Source organism: Luteibacter sp., from assembly GCF_009912395.1.
Classification (GTDB): domain Bacteria; phylum Pseudomonadota; class Gammaproteobacteria; order Xanthomonadales; family Rhodanobacteraceae; genus Luteibacter.
Window position 1 is genome coordinate 1 of record NZ_WNDO01000041.1, and the last position, 22,763, is coordinate 22,763.

A 22,763-nucleotide genomic window follows, 5' to 3' on the forward strand; every position below is an offset into this window, starting at 1 on the left:
GTGAACACCTCGCCACACGGGAGCAGGCCAAGGCTCATGTGTTTGACTACATTGAGGTTGACTACAATCGGATCCGGCTGCACTCGACCCTGGGCTACCTCAGCCCAGAGCAGTACGAGCTGGCCAATGTCGCTTAGATAGGTGTCCGTAAATCAGGGGCAAGATCACCTCTTCACGAGGCAGAAATTCGCGCATAACCGGCTTGATATCGATCACCGGCGTTCCGTCGATCGCGTCGAGGCCCTCGACGTGCAGCCGGAAGCCGTCGACCTTCAACACACGACAGATGGTCACGCCAAGCCTATTGGGGCGGTTCTTGCCACGTTGGGCGAGAATTCCCGTCAACGGCCAATCTTCGCGCCCCCTGGGATGACGTGCGCCTCGCTCGATCTTCTCTTCGGGCACCCGGTCGAATAGGAAAATGATCTCGGCGTGACTAAACGCGTCAAGCCCTGCCAGCGCATCGACTTCGACCTGCGCCGCGTCCAATTCGATCGTGACTCGACTGCTTCCCCAGTCGTCGTCAGTCGGGCTAGTTCTTCCGCCTCGAACATAGCCGATGGGTTCTATCGTGAATGTCATGGCCACCTCCTTTTGTATTCTGTCAGCCCCCTGGAAACGCTGTGCGGTCATTTCGTGCGCAAATCGCCATCAGGAAGGCCATTGCCCAGGGGGATTACCCAGCGTCTCGGCAAGATAGCTTGCCACGGCCTCGACTTTAGCAGGACGATTGCGTGTCGTCGGACTGACGAAATAGAGGCCTCCGCCCGGCTGTGCCCTGTCCGCCAGCAGTGGCACGAGCGAGCCGTCGCGCAGGTACTCACCTGCCATGAACTCCGGCAGTTCCGCTACGTCATGCCCTGCGAGCAACAACGACAGGAGCGCCTCGGTATCGGCATCGTCGGGGTAGAGCTGCGTGGGCCGCCCAAGCAACATTTCGCCAAGGGACGTCAGGGCGAGCTTCGTCAACGGCCGCGAACTGTTCGTCGATGGCGGACAGGCCCAGGCCTGATCCGCGATGCCGGCGTTGTTCGGCTATCCTTCCCGGGTTAACCGGGGAGCAGGCCGCTATGCCGTCGAATTTCACCGTGACCGTTCCGCGCTTGCAAACCGAGCGCTTCGTGCTGCGCGAGTATCGACCCGACGATTTCGAGGCCTTCGCCGCCCATCTCGCCGATCCGGAGTCCATGCAGCATCTCAACCTCTCCGACCGCAAGACGGCGTGGCGGGTGTTCGGCTCGCATGCCGGACTCTGGGTGCTGGGTGGTGCCGGATGGTGGGCCATCGAGAAGCGGGATACCGGCGAGCTTGTCGGCAACGTGGGCGCGTTCTATCGCGATGGCGATCCCACGCTCGAGATCGGCTGGAACACCTACAAGGCGTTCTGGGGTCAAGGTATCGCTGGCGAGGCTGCACGCGCGGTCCTTGATTACGTGTTCGATGTCCGCCGGGAATCCCGGGTTCATGCACTCATCGATGACGGCAATCGGGCATCGATCCGTGTGGCGGAGAACCTTGGGCTGAGCTATGGCGGCGAGACCGCATTCAATGGCAAGACGACGGGCACTTATGTGCTTGAACGCGGAGCAACGGGAAAGCGTGACTGAAGCGGGCTACGCTTGCCGCTCGATATAGCGCTTTACCGCCACACCAGTTCCGGCACCTGCCCCAGGCGCTGCAACACCACCGGCTTGCCGTACTCACCTGTCGCAATGTCCGCCTGCTGACACCAGGCGATGACGCCGTCGCAGGTCGCGCCCAGGGTCTCGACGCGATGGCGCGCCTGGTCGGCGGTACCGCAGGCGAAGCCCGGCAACGCGGTGAAGCGCTTGCGCTGAGCGCCGACGGAACGGAAGCCCTGGACGAAGTAGATCGTGTCCTGCATATGTCCTCCTTAGACAGGCGGACATGATCGGCGCGGGGCGTCTCAGGGAGCGCGACTGCCCTACCCTGCTCGGTCGATTCGGGGGCGTCAGTGCGCGCCTCAGGGCGAATCCGCGTCCAGTGCAGACACCCAGTCGATGAAGGCGCGCAGTTTCGTGCCGACGTGCCGGTTCGGTCGGTAGGCCACGTACATGGGCATCGTGTCGAGGCGCCAGTCCTCGAAAAGGGGCACCAGCTCGCCACGCGCCACGGATGGCTGCACCATGTACGTCGGCAGCCAGAGGATGCCCATGCCGACGAGGCCCGCTTCGAGGTAGGCATTGCCGTCGTCCACGGACAACACATGCCGCCCGTGGACCTCGATGCGCTCGTCGCCACGATGCATGGCATAGGGAAGCGCCTTGCCGGTACGCGCCCAGCGGAAGCCGACGATGCGGTGATAGCTGTCTTCCAGCTCCAAGGGATGCGTCGGCGCGCCGGCCCGTGCGAGGTACGTGGGCGAAGCGAACACACCCAATGTCAGGTCGCGCAGTCGTCGTGCCGCGAGCGACTGGTCGACGAGCTCGCCGCCACGCACGACGCAATCCACGCGTTCGTCGATCAGGTCGACCATGCGGTCGCTGACGCCGAGGTCGAGTTGGATCTCGGGGTAGCGCTCATGGAAGGCCGGCAACGACGGAATGAGGACGAGACGCGCCCAGGGGCTCGGCACGTCCACGCGCAGGCGCCCGCGCGGCGATGCCGATGCGGTGGAAAGGCTGGTCTCCGCATCGTCCATGTCGGCCAGCAGGCGGACCGCACGCTCGTAGTACACGGCACCGTCGGCGGTGACGTTGACCTTGCGTGTGGTCCGGTTCAGCAGCTTCACGCGCAGGCGCGCCTCCAACTGCTGGACGAGCTGGGTCACGGTGGTCTTGCTCATGTGCAGGGTTTCCGCCGCACGCGTGAAGCTGCCTGTCTCCACCACGCGGACGAAGGCCTGCATTGCGTCGAAACGATCCATCCGGCCTCCGGGCGCCTTCGATTGTTCGCATTCTACAAACGGTGCTGGACAGTGTTGCCCGTTTATCCGACGGGCGGGGGTGCCTAGATTTCCTTCGTCGCCGGCACCGCACTGGTTCCGGCCCCATGAAGGATTTCCGATGCAAACCCGTGATGTCGTCTTTCCCGTCGGTCGCCAGGCGCTCTACGAGCGTAACCGCTACTCCCCTGCCGTGCGTTCGAACGGTTTCCTCTTCGTCTCCGGTCAGGTGGGCAGCCTGGAAGACGGCTCACCCGAGCCGGACCTGAAGGCGCAGGTGCGTCGCGCCTTCGACAACCTCAACGCGATCCTGGCGGCCGCCGGTGGCTCGTTCGCGGACGTCGTGGATGTCACCGTATTCATGGTCGATCCGGAAGCCACGTTCCAGACGATCTGGGAGATCGTGCCCGAGTACTGGGGCGAAGCGCCCCACCCCACGCTGACCGCCGTGGGCGTCACCTGGCTCTACGGCTTCCGCTTCGAGATCAAGGTGATCGCCCGGGCGCCCGACAGCGGTCACTGAGGAGGCACGGGATCGATGGGGTCGAGGATGCCCTCGACCACCGGGCGATCGTCGTCGAGGCGATAGGTGTGGAACTGACGCGAATAGGCCGAGCGGCAAGCGGTCTGCAAAGCATTGCGGGCGGCGACCTTTTCCCGCGGCTCCGCCAGCCACGTCGGCGGCCATGCGGCGATGGCCTGACAGCGTTCCGTCAGCGCCCCCTGGTCTGCCGCCCTTCCGGGGATGCCCTTGTAGCGCAGAGCCATAAGTGCAGATTGGATGTCCTGCACGGCGTCCGTATACGAGCCCATCGACCACGTGTTCGCGGCGAACTCGGTGGAGGACAGCGACGCGCCGGTTTCCGGGTCCACCGACAAAGCGGCGGCCTTGCGCAGCCAGCGTTCCGCCTGCGCGGGATCGCTGTCCATCAACGGCGCCGCCTTGCGTAGGAAGGCGACCATCAACACCGGCTTCTGCGTGGGTAGCGGATGGTCGCCCCACCAGGCGATCACCTTGTCGACGCTGCCGCGATAGAGCGCCATGTCGGTGGCCTTGTCGAGCTTGTCGGGCAGGTCGCAGCGTATGACGCAGCGTGCCGTCATCAGCGGATCGCCTTGCTTCAGCAGCTTGAGGTTGTCGGCTTCGCGCGCGCGATCGCGATGGGCATCCATGGCGTTAGAGGCCAGCGCGACGGGCGCCAGCACCACGACACCTGCGGCCAGGCCGGCTTTGCAACCGAACGAATTACCCGACGACAGCAGGTTGCAGTTTCCGCAACCGCCCAGCAGCAATAACGCTCCCACGAGGAGGCCTTTCGTGACCTCCGGAATCCTTGTCGGCATGGCGTCGTTCGTGTCCTAAGTCAGGCCATCGCAGGCTATCGTCCCAAGGCCGGGCACGCTACGCAAAATCCTCCGCCTTGTCATCCACGCGACCGCGTCGCGCGAGCCGGACGATGGCGTCGATCACATCCGCATGCAGCGATGCGGGAAGGTCGTGTCCCATGCCTGCCACGCGCTTGAGGTGGGCACCCTCGATGGATGCGGCGGTGTCTTCGCCACACGCGGGTGGGATCAGCGCATCGTCCTCGCCATGGATGACCAGGGTCGGCGCGCGAATCGTCGCGTTGCGTACGCGCAGGTCGCCCGTGGCCGCGATCGCCGCGATCTGCCGCGCGAAGCCGGCCGGGTCGTGGGCGCGGCGGACCTCTTCCCGCACGATACCGCGATGCGCGTCCTCGTCGAACGGATGCGCCGACCCGGCAATGCGCTTCGCGAAAGCGACGCTGTGCGCAAGGAAGCCGGCTTCGTCATCCGCGGGACGTGGCGCCGGCTTCATCAGCAAGGCCATCACATCGGGTGCCGCCTGCGGCAGGGCTGGATTGCCCGTGCTCGACATGATCGAGGTCAACGACAGCACCCGCTCGGGATACGTGCTCGCCATCAACTGGGCGATCATGCCGCCCATGGATCGGCCGACCACGTGTACCTTGTCGATCGACAAGGCATCGAGCAGCCCGATCGCATCGGCCGCCATGTCGTGCAGGGTGTAGGGCACCTCGAGGCGCTTTCCCGCGGCGGCAGCGGCCGCCAGCGCGGCGAAGTCCGGCACGGGATGATCCGACAGATGCGTCGAAAGCCCGGTGTCGCGATTGTCAAAACGGATGACGCGAAACCCGTGCGTCGCGAGCGCCGTGCAGAACGCATCGGTCCAGCGAATCCGCTGCGCACCAAGCCCGGAAACCAGCAGGATGGCCTCGTCGTGGCTGTCGCCGAAGCTGTCGTAATCCACGGCGATGCCATTCGTCTCCATGCGGCTCACGAGCTCATCTCCTTCGTCGCCACGGCATGTCCGGTGGCGGTCATGGGCAGCAGTCGCGAGTCTTCGAGGGCCGCTGCGCGGTGCCCCATGCCCGCGAGATAGGCCTGGTTACCAGCGAAGGCCAGGAACGATTCGACGCTCTCCTGCTGCACCAGCATGACCAGGTCCCAACGTTCGCCGGGCGGCCCAATCAACATATCGCCACCCGCACCGAGGAACAGAAGATCACCGCCGCTCGCATGCAGGAACGGCAAGGTGTGCTGGATGTAGCGATCGAAGGCCTCGGCACCGCTGATAGGCGCATCGGGGGCAAGCTCGGGATACGCCGCGTAATCGGCCGTCTCTCGGAAGCGCAGCAGGTTGAGCATCACGATGCCGCCTTGCAGGCCTCGCATGATGAAGGCGCGGCCGGCTTCCTGGGTGGGTTCGAGATACGGGGTGGTCATGTCGCGTCGTCCTCCATTCGGATGCGAAAGCGCCGCGTCGCGCGGCGATGGAGGCAAATAATGCCCGGGTAAAATATCCTCGTCAATATCACCCGGGTAATTATCTTAGTGGAAGTCCCGCGACCTCGTATCCAGCGTCGCCAGCATGCCGGTCAGGTCGATAAGCCGATGGGCGACGAGGTGGCAGACACCGTCCATCTGCTGCCACTGCCCTTCCACGGCGAGCAGGCGGGCTTCCAGGTAGATCCGCCGCTGGCGCTCGGCGACCTGGCGCCAGACCACCACGTTCACCGGCCCGTGCTCGTCTTCCAGCGTGATGAAGGTGACGCCGCTGGCGGTCTGCGGGCGTTGCCGCTGGGTGACGAGGCCGGCGGCGCGCACGCGGGCGCCATGGGGTACGCCGCGCAGCTGGCGTGAGTCCGTGCACCCCGCCGCGCGCAGGCGGCTGCGCACCTGACGGATGGGATGCGGCCCCAGTGTGAGCCCTACCCGCGCATAGTCGGCCAGCGTGTCCTCGGCCTGCGACGGTGGCGGCAAGGCGACCGGCGCCTCTTCCGGACTGGTGTTGCCGAACAACGGCAATTGCGGCTCGATGCCGGCCATGGCCCAGCGGGCACGATGACGATGGCCGGCCAGTCCGCGCAACGCACCTGCTTCGGCGAGCGCTTCCTGATGATGGCGATCCAGCCCCGCGCGACCGCAGAGGTCGGTCATGTCCATGAAGGGTCGCTGCGCGCGCGCCGCCGAAAGCCGTCGTGCCGCGTCCTCGCGGCAACCACGCACCTGGCGCAGCCCCAACCGAAGCGCCAGCCCACCCTTCGACGCGGGATCGGCTTCCAGCGTGTTGTCCCAGTCGCTGTGGCGCACGTCCACCGCGCGCACGGTCACGCCATGGCGTTGCGCGTCCTGCACGATCTGGCTGGGCTGGTAGAAGCCCATCGGTTGGGCGTTGAGCAGCGCGCAGGCGAAGCTCGCCGGTTCATGGCACTTGAGCCACGAACTGGCGTAGACGAGCAAGGCGAAACTCGCGGCATGGCTTTCCGGGAAGCCGTACGAGCCGAAGCCCTTGATCTGTTCGAATAGGCGCGCGGCGAACGCTTCGGTGCAACCGAGCTTGAGCAGGCCTTCGGTGATGCGGATGCGGTGCGGTTCCAGGCCACCATGGCGCTTCCATGCGGCCATGCAGCGACGGAGGTTGTCGGCTTCGTCGGGTGTGTAATCCGCCGCTTGGATCGCCAGTTTCATGACCTGCTCCTGGAACAGGGGCACGCCGAGCGTCTTGGCGAAGACCGAGCGCAACGCTTCGGCGTCCGCTGGATAGTCCACCGCTTCCTCGCCCCGACGACGGCGCAGATAGGGGTGCACCATGTCGCCCTGGATGGGTCCGGGGCGCACGATCGCCACCTGGATCACCAGGTCGTAGAACTCCTTCGGGCGCAAACGCGGCAGCATCGCCATCTGCGCGCGGCTTTCGATCTGGAAGACGCCGATGGTGTCGGCCTTCTGGATCATCCGGTACGTGGCCTTGTCTTCCGGCGGAATGGTCGCCAGCGTCAGATCGTGACGATCGTGCGCGCGAAGTAGGTCGAGACATTTGCGTATGCAGGTCAGCATGCCCAGCGCGAGGCAATCGACCTTGAGCAGGCCCATCGCGTCGAGATCGTCCTTGTCCCACTGGATGATCGTACGATCCGGCATCGCCGCGTTTTCCACGGGCACCAGTTTCGACAGCGGCTGATCGCAAATGACGAAGCCGCCGACGTGCTGGGAAAGGTGCCGGGGAAAATCCAGCAGCTCCGCGGTCAGCAAGATCACCGTCCGGATCAGGGGGCTTTCCGGATCGAAACCGCGTTCGCGCAGCAGTTCGTCGAGGTGGCTTTCGCCATCCCACCACGAACAGACCTTCGCCAGCAGGTCCACTTGGTCCGACGGCAGGCCCATCACGCGGGCCACGTCGCGCACCGCGCTCTTGCCGCGATAGCTGATCACGGTGGCGGCCAGCGCCGCACGCTCGCGGCCGTATTTTTCGTAGATGTGCTGGATGACTTCTTCGCGTCGTTCGTGCTCGAAGTCGATGTCGATGTCCGGCGGCTCCTTGCGCTCGCGCGAGATGAAGCGCTCGGTCAGCAAGTCGAAGTTCGCCGGGTCCACCGCCGTCACGCCCAGGGCGAAGCAGACCGCCGAATTGGCGGCGGATCCGCGCCCCTGACAGAGGATGTCCCGCCCCCTGGCGAAGCGGACGATTTCCTCGACGGTGAGGAAATACGACTCGTATTTCAGGTCTTCCACGAGCTTCAGCTCGTTCTCGATCTGCGCCCGCACTTTCGCCGTGACGCCATCGGGCCAGCGTCGCCGCATCCCCTCTTCCGTCAGGTGCCGGAGCCAACTGGTAGGCGTGTGCCCCTGCGGCACCAGTTCGGCCGGATAGCTGTATTTCAGTTCGCCAAGATCGAACTGGCAGCGCTCCGCAAGGCGCAGGCTTTCCTCCATCAGGTGCGCCGGATAGATCGCCGCAAGCGCATCGCGCGTGCGCAAGTGACGTTCGCCATTGCGGAACAGCAGCGCCCCCGCCTCGGCCACGGTCTTGTGATGGCGAATCGCCGTGAGTACGTCCTGCAAGGCGCGGCGCGTTCGTACGTGCATGTGGACATCGCCGGCGGCGACCGTACGGATGCCCAGCGAGGAACCCATGGCTTCCAGGTCGCGCAGTCGGCGTGCGTCATCGGGTCCGCGATGCAGCTCCACCGCCAGCCAGAGACGCTCACCGAATAGCGCACGCAACCAGGCGCCATGTTCGCGATCAGGCTCCGTACCGGGCAACCAGAGCGCCAGCGTGCCCGGCACGCCATCGCGCAGGTCGTCGCGGAACAGGCGGTATTCGCCCTTCTCCGCCGCACGCCGCCCCCGCGTAATCAACGAGCACAGCGCGGTGTAACCCTCGATGGTTTCGCACAGCAGCACGAAACGCGGCCCGTCGACCAGTTGGAATTCCGCGCCCACGATGAGTTTGATACCCGTGGCTTCCGATGCCTGGCGAGCACGCACGATGCCTGCGAGCGAGCATTCGTCGGTGATGGCCAGCGCCGTGTAACCGCACTCCTTCGCACGCTCGAACAACTCCTGCGCACTCGACGCCCCGCGCTGGAACGAGAAGTTGGACAGGCAATGCAGCTCCGCATAGGCCTTCATGCGAACCACCCATGCAGCATCCATCGACCCGGCGCATCCGGCGCGCGATACACCCAGGCGCGCTGGCCTTGCGCGGTGCGCGCGACGTAGTAGTCACGACGCATGTCGCCGCTGTCCCACCACCCGGTTTCCAGGCGCTCCGGGCCGGCGAGGATCGTGAGCGTCTCGCCGTACAACGGCACGGGCTTGTCGAGCAGCCAGGTCGGACGTGGTGAGGGCTCCGGCACGGGAACGACGGCCGTGGGCTCCCTCGCCTGCGCATGTTCGGGACGGGGATCGACGGTGCGACCGAGACGGTAGATCGCCTTCTCACCAAGTCGCGCGAGCAAGCGTCCGCGCAACTGGTCGAGCGGCATCGCGTTGGCTGGCCGCGTGTCGAACAAGTCGCGACCGGCCGGCACGAAGGGTGGCAATTCGCTGGCGACCAGGCGCATCGCCACCACGGACGACGGCAGCGCCTGCCGCTCCAGGCGTTCGCGCGCACAGTCGAACAGCAGGCGCGCATCGCGTTCGGCGGCAAGCAGGCCGATCGGCATGCGCGTGGGCTCACCGGTGCGATGTTCCAGTTCCACGACGAAACGCTGTACGCCGCCGTCGCGGCCTGCCAGATAAGCCGCCAAGTCGCCCGTGAGGCGGCGCAACGGAAAGACCAGCGCTCCCGAATGCTCGACCTCGTGCGACCACTCCATGCGCAGGTCGAGGCTGTCCGGCGGCCGGAAGCTTTCCAGTTGCGCCGGCGCATCACCGGTGAGCTCGTCGAGATGGTCGATAAGCCCCGCGCCGAAACGGCGCTGCACACCCGCGCGCGGCAACTGCATGAGCTGGCCGAGCGTGCGCACGCCCATGGAGGCCAGCGCGTCGGCGACACCGCCCGGGAGGCGCGCCCGCTGCACCGGAATGGGCGCGAGCGTGCGGCGCAATTCATCCGTCGTGGTGACCGCGAGACCGTCGCGCACACCTGCGAGCACATGCGCGGCGTGGGCGTTTGGCGCCAGCGCGACGCGATGATGGAAACCCTGCTCGACCAGACCTTCGCGCAACGTCGTCTCGAAGTCGCACCACGGGCCGAACAGGTTGCGGCTCTTGCTGACTTCGAGCACCACCGCATGCGGCAGCAAGGCTACGTCGGAGCTATACCCGTAAGCCCAGGCAGCCAGAAAACGGTGCGCGCGAGCAGTCGCGGCCGGGTCGTATTCCACCGTATCGAAATGGTTGAGCAAGGCCTGCGCCGCCGAAAGCCGTTGCCCCCGGTAAATGCCAGCCGCCTGCGCGAAACGATTGGCGGCGACCACGATGCGCGCATTGGCCGGCCCGCCCACCAGCACCAGCGGTTCGTCGGAGGGCGGACGTCGACGAAGGACATCGTCCAGCGCCAGTCGCGGCAGCAATACACAGGCCCAGAGCATCGGATCGCCTCACGCCCAGCCGACGGGCAACGGCACGGGAAACGCGGGTGCGTTGCCCCCACGGCATTTGTGCACGCGCACCTGCGGCGCGGCACCCGGCAATAGTTCGAGGCGTAGCGCGGCGGGCGACGCCTGCACGAGATGGCGACGGTCGCGGAAGGCGAAGGCCAGCGCCTTGCCCGTGTCCGCCGCCACCTGCAGGCGACGCAAGGCGCGGTCATCGGCCTGCACCGGCCACGCCAGCACCGCCGCGCAACTGCCCGAGCGCAAGCATTGCTCCGTGGCCCACAACGCGTCGCGCGTGTCGGCGTCGATGATGTCCACCTGCGACATGCGCACGCCGCGCGCTTCCCACCCCGCCACATAGGGAATGTACGGCGGCGCGACCACCACCACGGTGCGCCCCGCCTGCGTGTGTCGCGCGAGCGTGGGCAGCAGCAGTTGCAGTTCGCCCACGCCATCCACCGGCAGCAGGATCTCCGTCATGGCCGCGGCAGGCCAGCCACCGGCGGGCAGGATCGCATCGAGCGACGCCCAGCCGGTCGGCTCGTCGCCATCCGGCGACGGCGTGGCGGTGCCCTGCCAGACCTGCCGGCCTTCGATCAGCGAACGGAGCGCAACGACGTTGCCCATGACCGCTCAGCGCAAGGCGCGCAGGCAGCGGGTAACGACACCCCAGATCTCCAGGGTCTCGCCTTCGCGGAACACGATGGGCTTGAAGTGCGCGTTCTCCGGCAGCAGTGCCACCTGGCCATCGAGGGTGCCAAGACGCTTGATCGACAGCTCGCCGTTGACGATCGCCACGACGATGTCGCCCTGCCGCGGCTTGAGCGCGCGATCGACGATAACCTCGTCGTTGTCGAAGATGCCCGCGCCGATCATCGACCAGCCGGACACGCGGATGATGAATGTGCTGGGCTCGTGACCCGGCAACACCAAGTGAGTGTTGAGGTCCACCGCCTCGTCGGCGTGCGCGTCGGCCACACCGGGCACGCCCGCCGGCACGCGGCTGGTGAAGGCGGTCAGCGCGACCGTGGATGGGTCAAGGGAAACCGGCCGCGGTTCTTCCAGGGCCGGCGGCTTGCGGTAGGCGTCCAGGTAGGCCAGAACGGCCGGCACCTGGCTCTCCGGCACGCGGATGCGCTGGCTCGGCTCACCGGCGGGACGGCCGGCGCCAGGGCGGGATCCACCGTGGTCGGAGGGGGGCATGGGCGGCCATCTTGATTAGCGGGACGGAATTCAAGATACCACCGACCTATCTCATTGGGTGAGATATCCGTGGGCCCGGGCGCCCCAACGTCAACCGATCGGCTCGGATATCTCGATGAGGTTGAGGTCCGGATCGCGGACGTAGACCGAGCGGATGGGACGGGTGGCGCCGGTACGCTCCACGGGACCTTCGACGATCGGCCAGCCTTTCGCCTCCAGATGCGCGATGACCTCGACCAGCGGCACGGCCGCCATGAAGCACAGGTCGAGCGCGCCCGGCACCGGCAGGTGGGCCTTGGGTTCGAATTCCTTGCCCTTCACGTGCAGGTTGATCTTCTGCTCGCCGAAGCGGAACGCGATGCGATCGCCCCGGAACGTCTCCAGGGTCATGCCGAGCACATCGGTGTAGAAACGCACCGTGGCGTCGGGGTCGACGCAGGTGAGCACGAGATGGTCGAGGTGATCGATCAACGACATCAGAAACGTTCCTGGGTGGCGATACGTCATTCTCGGCGCACCCGCAGGCACGGTCCAATACATGGCGCGATCGATTCCATTCGTGACGCGACTGCGTCCAGCGGGCGGCCTTATACTCAAACCTCCCCTCCCCCGCATGCCATCGCCATGTTCGACGTCCACGCCATCGCCGTCGTCTTTTCCGTCTACGTGGTCGGCGTGGTCGTGCCCGGCCCCAACTTCGTGGCCGTCGCGCACAAGGCCGCGTCCACCACCGTGCACGAGGCGCTGGGCACCGTAGTGGGCATCGTGCTGGTGAACCTGTTCTGGGCCAGTTGCGCGATCATGGGCGTGGGCATCGTCTTCGCCACGTTCCCGTGGATCGCCCTCGCGGTGAAGCTGGCCGGTGCCGGCTACCTGATCTGGTTCGGCGGCCGCCTGATCGTCAAGGCCGGCGCACAAGCCGCCGCCCCCGAGACCTCGCGGACCGGCGGCATGCGCCGTGCAATTCGCGAAGGCGTCGCCACGAATCTGGTCAACCCGAAGTCCATGGCGTTCTTCGCGGCCGTGTTCGCCGCCGCGGCGCCACCGCATGTATCCATGCCGACCTTCCTGGGCATGCTCGGCACCGTCGGCGTCGTGGCGACCACCTGGTACGGACTGGTGGCCGTGCTGTTCGCCACGCCACGCGTCGCCGCCCGCTATCGCCGCCACAAGGCCTGGGTGGACCGCGTCTGCGGCTCCATCATCGTGGCGCTGGGTATCCGCCAACTGGCCCGCTGAGCGCCCACTCAGGCGAGATAGCCACCGTCCACGGTGAGGCTCGCGCTGTGCACGAAGCGTGCTTCGGGGCCCGCCAGGAAGGCCACGACGGAAGCCACCTCGGCGCTCTCGCCGATTCGTCCCTGCGCGATCAGGCCGCTCAGCATCTCGCGGGCCTCCTCCGGATTCATGTCGGTACCGATCGGCCCTGGCTGCACGTTGTTGACGGTGATGCCCAGCGGACCGAGATCGCGGGCCAGGCCCCGGGTCATGGATTGCACCGCGCCCTTGCTGGCGCTGTAGAGGGTTGCGCCGGGAAAGCCGGAGCGATCTGCCACGACGCTGCCGACATTGACGATGCTCGCGCCGGGTTTCATGTGCCGCGTTGCCGCCCGCGCGGCGGCATAGACCGCCCTGACATTGATCGCGAACAGGCGGTCGTAGGTGTCCAGCCCCAGGTCGTCCGGACCGTCCTTCGCGATCACGCCGGCGTTGTTCACCAGGATATCGAGACGACCGTGTTTCGCTGCCGCGTCATCGATCGCCGCCACCAGCAGGGCGGCCTCCGCACTGTCCACGCGGATCGCGGTGGCCTTGCCGCCACCCTGGCGCAACTCGTCGGCCAGACGCTCCGCCACTTCGGTGGAACTGGCGTAAGTGAAGGTGACTTCCGCGCCCTGCTCCGCCAGCTTGCGGACGATGGCCGCGCCGATACCACGGGAACCGCCAGTGACGAAGGCCTGCTTGCCCTGCAACGTACCCATAACTCACCTCATTATTGATTGATTAGTCCAATATTTGATCCGAAAAAACGGAAGAAGGACTGATGCCTTTACTTCCGTTCATCTCGAAACTCAATTTATGGACTGATCATTCCATAACAAGGGCGCGCAGGGCAAGATTCGCGATGGCGAACAGTTCGTTCGCCGTGGAGCCACCCCGCGCCGCCACCTTCAGTCCTGCCAGCGTGGCCAGCAGGTACGTCGCTCCCACCGCCGGATCGGTGTCGGGACGCACGCTCCCCTCCGCGATGCCCTCGCGCAGACGCGATTCGAAGGCGCGAAGGATCTTCCCCGATATCGCAGCGTTGACGGCATTCACATCCTCCGCCGAGGTGCCGAACTCCGCTATGGAGTGCACGCCCAGGCAGGAACGCGCCGGATCGGCCATGGCCTCGTCGATGAAGCCGTGCAACGCTTCGCGCAGGCCGTCGCGCACCGTCGCGGCAACGAACAGCCGAGAAATCGTCGACGCCGTGCTGTCCTCTGAATACCGGGTCAGCGCCTCAAGGTAGAGGGCTCGCTTATCGCCGAAGGTGTCGTATAGGCTCTGCCGCCCGATCTTCATCGCATCGAGCAGCATCGGCGTGGACGTGCCTTCGAAACCATGCGCGGCGAACGTCTCGATCGCGCGCCGCAAGGCGGTGTCCCTGTCGAATTCGCGAGGCCGGGCCATGCGCCACCGTTATGGACTGTAAAGTCCATAAGCCTAACGCATGACGGCTTATTACGTGGCGGTCGCGGCCGGGAAGCCCGTACTGGTCTCGAACTCGGCGATGGGCCGCGATGTCTCGCTCAGCGAGGACAACGGCACCCGTTCGGCTACGCCCATCAAGCGGGCCCGCAGGGCGCTGATTTCGCGGATCCGCTCGGAGGCCTCGAACGAGTATTCGTCGGTCATCTCGAAGGCGGCGACCACGTCGCCGTCGGCGCCCCGCATGATCCAGGGGCGTCGGGCGGTGATGAGCCCGGCCTGCTGCAAGGCTTCGTAGACCTCCAGCAGAATGGAGATGACCAGATCCGTGCGTCCCGGGAAGGGACGGTACCCAACGATGATCGATGTGGCCATGCGCTTGCCCCGCATGCGAAATGGACCCTTCCGATTGTTCCGCTTGCGCTCGCGGCGTCAAGCCGAATCCTGGGCGGATTCGGCAAGCTTCGCCGAAAGCCGATCATTGCAGTTCGCGGACCACGCGGAAGCCCACGCGCGCGCTGCGGATATCGGCTCCCGCGCCCTGGCGGTAAGCCGAGCGGACCATGTCCGGCGCGCTGCCCCACGAGCCACCACGGATCACCCGGCGGTTGCAGCCTGGATTCACCCAGGCCTCGGCGGTGCGCGGTGCGCGGATGTAGTTGTCGTGCCAGCAGTCGGCGACCCACTCGGAGACGTTGCCGCCCATGTCGTAGAGGCCAAAGGCGTTGGGCGTGAAGCTCATGACCGGCGCGGGGCCCCAGTAGCCATCCTTGTAGCCGTTGAAGGCGTTGCTCCAGCGGCGTCCCGAGGCCGAGCGGTCGTTGCCGCCCGTGAGGTTTTCCACCTTCGAGGTGGGCGTGCCGTCGCCCCACCAGTAACGCGTAGTGGTGCCGCCGCGCAGCGCGTATTCGAACTCCGCCTCGCTGGCGAGGCGGTATTTCTTGCCCGTGCGCTGCGAGAGCCAGTCGGCATAGGCCTTGGCATCATTCCAGGAAACGTTCACCACCGGCAGGCGGTCCTGACCGGGCTTGCCGGCGTAATCGTCCTGCCAGGTCGCGGCGCTGTCGTCGCGCAGGCCACCGCTGGCCTCGTCGTAGACGCTGCCGCCCTGGAGGGATTGCGACTGCGGCACGTAACCGCTGGCGCGCACGAAGTCGCGGAACTGGCCGATGGTGACCGAACTGCGTCCCATCGCGAAGCCCTTGTCGACCTCCACCTCGTGCAACGGGGATTCGTTGGCGTCGTGGCCACGTTCGCCATCGGGCGACCCCATCAGGAACTTGCCCGTCGGCACCACCACCATGGCCGGTGCCTGGCCATTGGTGTCCACGAAGCGGTCGAGGAAGACCTGGCCGGGCTTGTAGCTGGAATAGACCCGGGCGTTGGTCAGGCGTTCGTTGAAGTCGTCGATGCCGGCCACGTCGGGGCTCACCTGCTGGGCCTTGGTCGCCAGCTGCTGGGCCAGCTCGAGGTTGCCCGAATCCAGCGCCGAACGGGCCTGGGCCAGCACGCCGCTGGCGCTCTGCCGGCGCATGCCCTCGATGCGGCCTCGTGTGTCCTGCAGCGCCTGCGACTCGGGCTCGATGGTGGCAGCCTCGGCCAGTGCGGCGTCGGCGCCGCTGAAATCGTTCTGGGCGACGGCCGCGAGAGCCTTGTCGAGGACGACGCGCTGCACCTGCCCGATACCCTGGACGGCCACCGCGTTCTCCGGATCGAGCTGGAGCACCTGGCGATAGGTGTCGAGCGCGCTGTCGCCGCGCGGCTGGCTGGCCTTGCCGTCCTGCAACTGCGTGGCGGCGTTGCCCAGCAGCGGACGCACCTTGTCGAGCACGGCGAGCTTTTGCTGCAGCGGACCGACATCCCCAGCGCTGTCCGGCAGCGCCTTGAGTGCACCCAGCGAATCGCGGGTGGCATCGGCGTCGCCGAGCACGATGTCCTGTTCGATCTCGGCAGCGAGCCGCGCCTTGACCTCATCGAGACCCGTGCGGGCCCGCTGGCTGTCTTCCTTTTCCTTGAGGGCGGCGGCGAACAGCGCGGCGGCGCTGTCCTTGCCTCCCACCAGGCGATCGGCCGCGAGCGCCTTGTCGGCGCGGTCCAGCAGCGCGGTCAGCTCGGGCGAATCGGGGGTCTTCTGGGCCGGCAGCGGAATCTCGTTGGATTTCTCGCGCTTGCGTGCGGCGATGACCGACGCGGGCGCCAGCATGATCGGCGGACCGGCATCCAGCTCCGAGGTCATGGCCGGTGCCGCGGCCTGGGGGCGCTGGTCGAAACCCATGGTGGTGGCCTGCCCGCGCAAGGGCGAGCGTGGCGTGTTCTGGCTGGGCTGGACGTGCAGCAGCTGCGGAAAAAAGTGATAGAACAACGCGAAAGCGAGCACGGCGACACCAAGAGCGCCGCCAATGGCGCGCTGTCGGCGGACGGTCTCGGTATTCGGCATGGTGGGCTGTTCCGCGTGGGCCTGCTATCGTGCGCCGTCACCATAGGGAATCGCGCGCGACAGGGCAACCTCGCGACGTGCGCGTCCCTCGCACCATTAAGGATGCATGCATGTCTTCGAGCGACCTCGCTCCCGCCGCACCCTGGATCGACAGCGCCGACGCGCTGACCGACTGGCTCGCGCCCATCGCGCCCCACGCCGTCGTCGGCCTCGACACCGAGTTCATGCGGCGCAACACCTTCTATCCGCAACTCGCCCTGCTCCAGCTCGCTCACGACGGCCGCTACGCGCTGATCGATCCTCTCGCGTTCCCGCTCAACGGCGCCCTCACCCAGGCCTTCGCGACGCAGCCTACGGTCACCGTGATGCACAGCGCCGGCGAGGATCTGGAAGCCCTGTCGCCCTTCCTTCCCGAAGGCCCGCACACGCTGTTCGACACCCAGATCGCCGCCGCCTTCGTGGGCATGGGCCTGGGCATCAGCTATCGCGCACTCGTGAAGGAACTGGTCGGCGACGAACTGGACAAGGGCGAAACGCGCAGCGATTGGCTGCAGCGGCCGCTCACCGAATCGCAAAAGCTCTACGCCACGCTCGACGTGGTCCATCTGCATCCGGTGCATGCGATCCTTGCCGAGCGCCTCGCCGCCCGCGATCGCGCGCAATGGCATGCCGAGGACTGCGCCCGCATGAAGCGCCGCGCCAGCCAGCGCGAAGGCGATCCGCAGCCGCAGCGTGGTTACAAGCCGGCCGCCGAGTGGGCACCGGAGAAGCAGGCCCTGCTGCGCCGTGTGCTGCGCTGGCGCGAAGTCACCGCGCGCACCCTCGACAAGCCCCGTTCGTGGCTGCTCGAAGACAGCCACGCACTGGAACTCACCGATCGCCTGCCGACCTCGCTCGCGGCGGTCGAGGAGCGTACGCGCGGCACCCGCGCGCTTCGCTCCCAGCAGCGCGAGGAGCTTTACCAAGTGCTGCTGCGCCCAATCGAGGCCATCGAGGTCGAAGAAACCGCGCCGGTCGTCGGTCACCCGGTGGGCGATGCCAAGCGCGCCATCAACGAGATGCGCACCGTCGTCGACCAGGTCGCCACCGAACTCGACCTGCCGGCTGGCCTGCTCTGCTCGCGCAAGTCGCTCGAGGAATACGTGATGGGTGGCGGCCAGTGGCCCGACGCGCTCGACGGCTGGCGCCGTGGCGTGCTGTTCGACCGACTCTCGTCACTACTTCCCGGCTGACCGGACGCGACGCAAGAACGCAAGCATGGGCACCGCCCCCACGACCACGGAAGCTACGCTGGAGAGCATCCAGGGCAACCTGATACGTGGCCGTTCGGGCGAATCGCATCGCCTCTATCGCCTGCGTATCGACGGTCGTTGGTATTTCTGTAAGGCAGGCGATTTCGCCGATGCCAAACAAGCCAGCGCGACACTACGCCATGCAACGCCGCCCATCCGCGTGACGATGGCACCCGTCGTCACCCGCGGACGTCACGGGCTTTACTGGCTACGCGTCCACGACAGCGACCTCGCGCTTTCGCCGACCAATCCTTATCGGACGTCCGGCATCTTCGTGCTGCTGATCCTGGCGACAGCCGTCCTGGGTGCGCTCTGCCGTCATGGGCTGGCATGGATGGATGGTTTGGCCGGCGTCGGCTTCCTTTTGGCGCTACCGGTAGCCCTGGTCGTGGCGGTAGCGACCCTGATCGGCGGCGTGTTCTCGATCGTCGGCGTCTTCATCATCGCATCCATGCTGAGGCCCGGGCGCCTCGCGGCCTACCGCACCTATCGGCGGACGACCAAGGCATGAAGCCCGTCTACATCCGGGTCGAAGGCACGATCGCCCGTGTACGCGATCGCACAGTCGGCAGCGAGGTCAGCGGCGGCGCGAGCCTGCTCGGCGATGGCCCCATGGAAAGTACTTCCACGCAATACTTCAACGAGGTGTCGATCGACCTCGAAGACGAGGCGACGCCCTTGACCATGGTGCTGCGCTGGCCCGATCGCCTGTTCGTCCAGAACGGCGACCGGGTCATGGCATGGTGCGAATTGGAAGACGGTGGCCGTCCTGTGGTCGCGCTATGCAACCTCACCGATGGCTCCAACTACCTTCTCGTCGGCTCGCCGTTCAAGCGGCGCAGGCTGAAACACCTGGCCGCCGACTACCTGCCCCGCGAAACCGCCCGATGCTGGCGGGCCGCCTGACCATCGTCACGGCGTCGAGCAATCCTTGCGCGCCGTATCCGCCACCGAGGCGATGAGCCAACGCTTGTCGACCTGCACCACGGTCACCACGTTGCTGCCGCAATGAGTCGGCTTGTCGTCGACATAGAACACGTAAGGCACCCAGATCACGCCGACGTTGTCGTCGAGATGGATCGACGGCGTACCCGTTTTTTCCAGGAGCTTCGTCGGGCTCGCCTTGGGCAGGCGCGCAAGGAATCCGTCCAGGTCCAGCACCTGCGGCTTGCCATCGCGCATCAAGGTGGCATGGAAGCTCGGCAGGGCCTGTTCGCGCATCAATGCGGGATCGTATTTGGCGAGGCCATCGAGAAAACGTTGCAGGGGCTGAAATGCGGCCTGTTCCTGGGCATTCATGGCATTCGCCTGCGGGCTGATGGTGAGCGATCCGGCAGTGATGCCAATGCAGGCGCATAGCGAAAGAAAACGTGGAAATCGAGTCATGGTGTTCCCCGTGCGAGATGAGGCGAAAAGGGAGCAATGATGCCGAGTGGCATCGCCGTCGGCTGTCACATAGCACTCGAAACGCACCGATCCGTGCAAGTGGCTTTTGTCCTGCGCCCCGGGCGACCATGAACGCCCGGGGCCCCGTGCCCTAAGCCAGCATCCGGACCTTGGCTTCGCGAGCGAAGTATCGCGTCTTCGCACCGTTGACGAACGCGTCTACGCTCTTCGTACCGAAGACGCCATCGTCCGCCACCAGACCGGCTGTATCGAAAAGCTGGCGACCGCCTTCGTCCAACGCTATCGCCTTCAGGTGCCCGAACGCGTCACGTAGGAAGTCGATCGCGGCGGACTCGCTCTTCAACTTCGCCGCCGCCTCGGACGAAAGCACCACGGCCACGGCGTCGAAGTTGACCGAGGGCGTGCCGGCAAGCTGGCCATTGGCCGCCAGCCTCTTGCCGTCCGCAAGCTTTGCGCCGCCCAGTTTGGGCGCCACGATCTTGACCACGGCGCCGGCGGATTCCACGGCCTTTCTAACCTTCGCGATGGCGGCGCCATCGGACCCGTCATCGATGAGAATACCGACCGTGCGCCCCTCAAGCGTTCGCTTCATCTTGCCGATGATCTGCAAGGCGGGAGATGGCGGCATGTCGATGACCGGCGCATTGGCCGGCGGTGCCGGTGGCAACGTGTCCAGGGCCAGCCCATCCGCCACGCGTCGGGCCAGCGTCTCGTCGACATGGCGAAAATGCCCCACCATGGCCTCCCGCACATGTGGCGTCTCGACCTTGGACAGTTCGAACACCAGCGCCGACGCCATATGGGCTTGTTCGAATGGCGTTTGGCTGCGGAAGAAAAGCCGCGCCTGGCTGTAGTGATCGGCGAAGCTTTCCGCCCTGATGCGACCGCGTTGCCCCTGCTCCTGTGCCGGAAACGAGCGAAGTCCGCGCCGCGTATCCTCGCGGGGCGAATCGCCCTGCAACGAACTGGGCTCGTAGGCCACGCGCCCCTTGGGAACATGGTGCTGCATATGGCCGTCACGCTGCTGGTTCGCGAACGGACACTTCGGCGCGTTGATCGGCAGTTGCGCGAAGTTGGGCGAGCCCAGCCGCGAAAGCTGGGTATCCAGGTAGGAGAAAAGCCGACCCTGCAACAGGGGGTCATTGCTGAAGTCAATGCCAGGCACGATATGCGACGGGCAAAACGCCACCTGCTCGGTCTCGGCGAAGAAATTATCGGGCCAGCGATCCAACACCATCCGACCCACGATCTTCACCGGTACCAATTCCTCGGGGATGAGCTTCGTGGCATCTAGGTGGTCGAAGGGAAAGGCCGCCGCGTCTTCCTCGGTGAAAAGCTGGACACCCAGCTCCCACTCCGGATGCTGGCCGCCCTGGATCGCCTCGAAAAGGTCGCGGCGATGGAAATCCGGATCGGCGCCTGCCAGCTTGACGGCCTCGTCCCATACCGTGGACTGCAATCCCAACTTCGGCCGCCAGTGGAACTTGACGAAGGTGCTCTTGCCATCCGCGTCTACGAGACGGAATGAATGCACGCCGAAGCCTTCCATCATCCGCAGCGAACGCGGGATCGTACGATCCGACATGGCCCACATGATCATGTGGATGGACTCGGGCGACAGGGAGATGAAGTCCCAGAACGTATCGTGCGCCGTCGCCGCCTGCGGGAAGCCGCGATCGGGCTCCATCTTCACCGCATGCACGAGGTCGGGAAACTTCATGGCATCCTGGATAAAGAACACCGGAATGTTGTTGCCGACTAGGTCCCAGTTGCCTTCCTTCGTGTAGAACTTGACCGCGAAGCCACGCACATCGCGCGGCGTATCGACCGAACCGGCTCCACCGGCCACGGTCGAGAAGCGCACGAAGACCGGCGTCTTCTCACCGACCTCCGTCAGGATGCGTGCCGTCGTGTGCTTCTTCAGCGATTTGGTCAGTTCGAAATAACCGTGAGCCGCCGAACCACGTGCATGGACGATGCGCTCGGGAATCCGCTCATGATCGAAATGCGTGATCTTTTCACGCAGCACGAAATCTTCCAGCAACACGGGGCCCCGCTCCCCCACCTTCAGCGAGTTCTGGTTGTCGCTGACGATGCCGCCTTCGTTGGTGGTGAGCGCGGGATGGCTTCCTCCCGCTTGCTGATGAAGTTCGTCGCCGTTTCCGCGTGTTTCCGGAGCTTTCTTCGACGTGCTGGCGTTTTTCGCCGGCGCTGGCTTGGATTTGCTGACCATGGCTGACCTCGGCTGGATGCATCCGGGCGACCATGCGCCGGATATCGTCAAGACCGGGTGCATCCCGGATGACGCCACGCATGCGTTTCGTCGTCATGCGCTATCACTGCGATATCCTCGCGAGACCTCATGGTTCGAGCCATTCGCATGTCTTCATCGATCGATATCGTCGTGACCGACCGGCCTTCTGCCGATGTCGTCGCAGACATCTCCGAGGCGCTGGATGCCTTCAACATCATGGCGAGCGGGATCGCGGACCGAACACCACTGGCGGTGCTGGCCAAAGACAAAGCGACGGGCGACATCCTCGGCGGTCTCACCGGCCGCACCTCGCTGGGCATGCTGTTCATCGACCTGTTCCACCTGCCCGAGACCCTGAGAGGCCAGGGCATCGGCAGCCGCCTGCTCGCTGAAGCGGAAGCCGAAGGCCGCCGACGCGGCTGCCGCTCTGCCGTGCTTTACACCATCTCGTTCCAGGCCCCGGCGTTCTACCAGCGCCATGGCTGGACGGTTTTCGGCGAGGTACCTTGCGACCCAGAGGGCACCTCGCGGGTGTTTCTTTCCAAGGATCTGCGCCAGAGCCTCCCCTAGGCAAAACGCCAACTGCGTCACGGCTCGAAACGCTGCGGTTGCGGGTCATGCCTACCTACTAGTAGATTTGCCCATCTATCGAAGGGCAAGGCTTATGTCGACGACACCACCGAGTGACCTGGAACGCCGACTCAAGGCCGTCGAGGACAAATTCGCCATCCTCGAACTCATCGCCTCCCACCCGCCCAGCGCAGACACCGGCTCGTCGGATTACACGCGTTCGGTCTACACGCAGGACAGTGTGTTTGACCGTGGGGCCCAACTCGACGGCGCGAGCGGTTCGGAGGCGATTGCCGCCTTTATCGAGCGACCGGAGCACCACGCCGCGATCCACGGTGGTCTTGCCCATGTCGGCGGCCTGCCGCTGATCGACGTGCGTGGCGACACGGCCGTGGTGACCTCGTACCTGTTGATCATTCACCTGGATGCGGAAGGCCCGCGTCGCGAGCTTCCCAATCACGGCGTGTCCTCGGGTTACCGCATCCACCGCACCGTCGTGAACCGCTGGGAGCTGGAACGACACGACGGTCGATGGATGATCGCGCGACGCACGCTGCTCCCCGTGGACGGCTCGGAAGCACACCAGGCCTTGCTCCGCCAGGCTGTTGGCAGCCGGAAAGATCGCTGATATGAT

Annotated in this window: 27 protein-coding genes; 9 read left to right on the forward strand and 18 right to left on the reverse strand. The window is 65.8% G+C overall.

Annotated features, from left to right (window positions below; translation table 11 throughout):
• Window positions 1–137: IS3 family transposase (locus GAK28_RS23475; protein WP_291777916.1), on the forward strand; the 137-nt coding region annotated here is incomplete at its 5' end.
• Here the strand turns inward: GAK28_RS23475 and GAK28_RS23480 are convergent.
• Window positions 100–582: an SAM-dependent methyltransferase gene (locus tag GAK28_RS23480; RefSeq protein ID WP_291785048.1), complete on the reverse strand. Its 483-nt coding sequence runs from the start codon at window positions 580–582 to the stop codon at window positions 100–102. The genes GAK28_RS23475 and GAK28_RS23480 overlap by 38 nt on opposite strands.
• Window positions 583–651: 69 nt before the next feature.
• Complete coding sequence (locus GAK28_RS23485) at window positions 652–969, reverse strand: LysR substrate-binding domain-containing protein (RefSeq protein WP_291785051.1); 318 nt, start codon at window positions 967–969, stop codon at window positions 652–654.
• Window positions 970–1,070: 101 nt separating this feature from the next.
• Here GAK28_RS23485 and GAK28_RS23490 point away from each other — a divergent pair, with 101 nt between their 5' ends.
• Window positions 1,071–1,607, forward strand: coding sequence for a GNAT family N-acetyltransferase (locus GAK28_RS23490; protein ID WP_291785053.1), 537 nt, complete (start codon window positions 1,071–1,073; stop codon window positions 1,605–1,607).
• A 32-nt stretch (window positions 1,608–1,639) separates the two neighbouring features.
• Here the strand turns inward: GAK28_RS23490 and GAK28_RS23495 are convergent, their stop codons facing one another.
• Window positions 1,640–1,885: a hypothetical protein gene (locus GAK28_RS23495; protein WP_291785056.1), complete on the reverse strand. Its 246-nt coding sequence runs from the start codon at window positions 1,883–1,885 to the stop codon at window positions 1,640–1,642.
• Window positions 1,886–1,984: 99 nt separating this feature from the next.
• Window positions 1,985–2,887, reverse strand: coding sequence for a LysR family transcriptional regulator (locus GAK28_RS23500; RefSeq protein WP_291785058.1), 903 nt, complete (start codon window positions 2,885–2,887; stop codon window positions 1,985–1,987).
• 139 nt (window positions 2,888–3,026) lie between these two features.
• On the opposite strand from GAK28_RS23500, the gene GAK28_RS23505 reads away from it, so the two are divergent.
• A complete protein-coding gene (locus GAK28_RS23505; RefSeq protein ID WP_291785060.1) occupies window positions 3,027–3,428 on the forward strand; it encodes a RidA family protein in 402 nt (133 codons plus the stop codon).
• Here the strand turns inward: GAK28_RS23505 and GAK28_RS23510 are convergent.
• The 8 genes from GAK28_RS23510 to GAK28_RS23545 all read right to left on the reverse strand — a co-directional run bounded on the left by GAK28_RS23510 (window position 3,422) and on the right by GAK28_RS23545 (window position 11,955).
• Entirely contained in the window at window positions 3,422–4,249 is an 828-nt protein-coding gene (locus GAK28_RS23510) for a hypothetical protein (protein WP_291785062.1), read from the reverse strand. The genes GAK28_RS23505 and GAK28_RS23510 overlap by 7 nt on opposite strands.
• Before the next feature lie 58 nt (window positions 4,250–4,307).
• Window positions 4,308–5,219, reverse strand: coding sequence for an alpha/beta hydrolase (locus tag GAK28_RS23515; RefSeq protein ID WP_291785118.1), 912 nt, complete (start codon window positions 5,217–5,219; stop codon window positions 4,308–4,310).
• Window positions 5,220–5,224: 5 nt separating this feature from the next.
• The gene (locus tag GAK28_RS23520) at window positions 5,225–5,674 is read right to left on the reverse strand and encodes a DUF1330 domain-containing protein (protein ID WP_291785064.1); all 450 of its coding nucleotides are present in this window, start codon (window positions 5,672–5,674) and stop codon (window positions 5,225–5,227) included.
• 105 nt (window positions 5,675–5,779) lie between these two features.
• Complete coding sequence (locus GAK28_RS23525) at window positions 5,780–8,887, reverse strand: error-prone DNA polymerase (protein ID WP_291785066.1); 3,108 nt, start codon at window positions 8,885–8,887, stop codon at window positions 5,780–5,782.
• Window positions 8,860–10,269 (reverse strand): DNA polymerase Y family protein, encoded by a 1,410-nt coding sequence (locus GAK28_RS23530; protein WP_291785068.1) that lies wholly within the window; start codon window positions 10,267–10,269, stop codon window positions 8,860–8,862. The genes GAK28_RS23525 and GAK28_RS23530 overlap by 28 nt, the downstream gene beginning before the upstream one ends.
• Window positions 10,270–10,278: 9 nt before the next feature.
• Window positions 10,279–10,902 (reverse strand): translesion DNA synthesis-associated protein ImuA, encoded by a 624-nt coding sequence (imuA, locus tag GAK28_RS23535; RefSeq protein WP_291785070.1) that lies wholly within the window; start codon window positions 10,900–10,902, stop codon window positions 10,279–10,281.
• Window positions 10,903–10,908: 6 nt separating this feature from the next.
• Window positions 10,909–11,478: a S24 family peptidase gene (locus GAK28_RS23540; RefSeq protein ID WP_291785071.1), complete on the reverse strand. Its 570-nt coding sequence runs from the start codon at window positions 11,476–11,478 to the stop codon at window positions 10,909–10,911.
• Window positions 11,479–11,568: 90 nt separating this feature from the next.
• Complete coding sequence (locus GAK28_RS23545; RefSeq protein ID WP_291785073.1) at window positions 11,569–11,955, reverse strand: VOC family protein; 387 nt, start codon at window positions 11,953–11,955, stop codon at window positions 11,569–11,571.
• Between the two features lie 147 nt (window positions 11,956–12,102).
• Here GAK28_RS23545 and GAK28_RS23550 point away from each other — a divergent pair, with 147 nt between their 5' ends.
• Window positions 12,103–12,717 (forward strand): LysE family transporter, encoded by a 615-nt coding sequence (locus GAK28_RS23550; protein ID WP_291785076.1) that lies wholly within the window; start codon window positions 12,103–12,105, stop codon window positions 12,715–12,717.
• An 8-nt stretch (window positions 12,718–12,725) separates the two neighbouring features.
• Here the strand turns inward: GAK28_RS23550 and GAK28_RS23555 are convergent, their stop codons facing one another.
• The 4 genes from GAK28_RS23555 to GAK28_RS23570 all read right to left on the reverse strand — a co-directional run bounded on the left by GAK28_RS23555 (window position 12,726) and on the right by GAK28_RS23570 (window position 16,606).
• Complete coding sequence (locus tag GAK28_RS23555; RefSeq protein ID WP_291785078.1) at window positions 12,726–13,460, reverse strand: SDR family oxidoreductase; 735 nt, start codon at window positions 13,458–13,460, stop codon at window positions 12,726–12,728.
• Window positions 13,461–13,566: 106 nt separating this feature from the next.
• Entirely contained in the window at window positions 13,567–14,151 is a 585-nt protein-coding gene (locus GAK28_RS23560) for a TetR/AcrR family transcriptional regulator (protein ID WP_291785080.1), read from the reverse strand.
• A gap of 51 nt (window positions 14,152–14,202) precedes the next feature.
• A complete protein-coding gene (locus tag GAK28_RS23565; RefSeq protein WP_291785082.1) occupies window positions 14,203–14,544 on the reverse strand; it encodes a hypothetical protein in 342 nt (113 codons plus the stop codon).
• A 103-nt stretch (window positions 14,545–14,647) separates the two neighbouring features.
• On the reverse strand, window positions 14,648–16,606 hold the full coding sequence (locus tag GAK28_RS23570; RefSeq protein WP_291785084.1) for a formylglycine-generating enzyme family protein: 1,959 nt from the start codon (window positions 16,604–16,606) through the stop codon (window positions 14,648–14,650).
• 110 nt (window positions 16,607–16,716) lie between these two features.
• Here GAK28_RS23570 and GAK28_RS23575 point away from each other — a divergent pair, with 110 nt between their 5' ends.
• From GAK28_RS23575 to GAK28_RS23585, 3 genes are read left to right on the forward strand one after another with little or no spacing between them, the layout of a single operon-like run.
• Window positions 16,717–17,838 (forward strand): ribonuclease D, encoded by a 1,122-nt coding sequence (locus GAK28_RS23575; RefSeq protein ID WP_291785086.1) that lies wholly within the window; start codon window positions 16,717–16,719, stop codon window positions 17,836–17,838.
• A 25-nt stretch (window positions 17,839–17,863) separates the two neighbouring features.
• Window positions 17,864–18,409 (forward strand): hypothetical protein, encoded by a 546-nt coding sequence (locus GAK28_RS23580; RefSeq protein ID WP_291785088.1) that lies wholly within the window; start codon window positions 17,864–17,866, stop codon window positions 18,407–18,409.
• A complete protein-coding gene (locus GAK28_RS23585; protein WP_291785090.1) occupies window positions 18,406–18,804 on the forward strand; it encodes a hypothetical protein in 399 nt (132 codons plus the stop codon). The genes GAK28_RS23580 and GAK28_RS23585 overlap by 4 nt, the downstream gene beginning before the upstream one ends.
• 6 nt (window positions 18,805–18,810) lie before the next feature.
• Here GAK28_RS23585 and GAK28_RS23590 read toward each other — a convergent pair whose 3' ends face one another.
• Complete coding sequence (locus tag GAK28_RS23590) at window positions 18,811–19,284, reverse strand: hypothetical protein (protein ID WP_291785093.1); 474 nt, start codon at window positions 19,282–19,284, stop codon at window positions 18,811–18,813.
• 151 nt (window positions 19,285–19,435) lie between these two features.
• Window positions 19,436–21,538, reverse strand: coding sequence for a catalase (locus tag GAK28_RS23595; RefSeq protein ID WP_291785096.1), 2,103 nt, complete (start codon window positions 21,536–21,538; stop codon window positions 19,436–19,438).
• 147 nt (window positions 21,539–21,685) lie between these two features.
• Here GAK28_RS23595 and GAK28_RS23600 point away from each other — a divergent pair, with 147 nt between their 5' ends.
• Window positions 21,686–22,129, forward strand: coding sequence for a GNAT family N-acetyltransferase (locus GAK28_RS23600; protein WP_291785098.1), 444 nt, complete (start codon window positions 21,686–21,688; stop codon window positions 22,127–22,129).
• Between the two features lie 94 nt (window positions 22,130–22,223).
• The gene (locus GAK28_RS23605; protein WP_291785100.1) at window positions 22,224–22,757 is read left to right on the forward strand and encodes a nuclear transport factor 2 family protein; all 534 of its coding nucleotides are present in this window, start codon (window positions 22,224–22,226) and stop codon (window positions 22,755–22,757) included.
• Window positions 22,758–22,763: the final 6 nt, after the last annotated feature.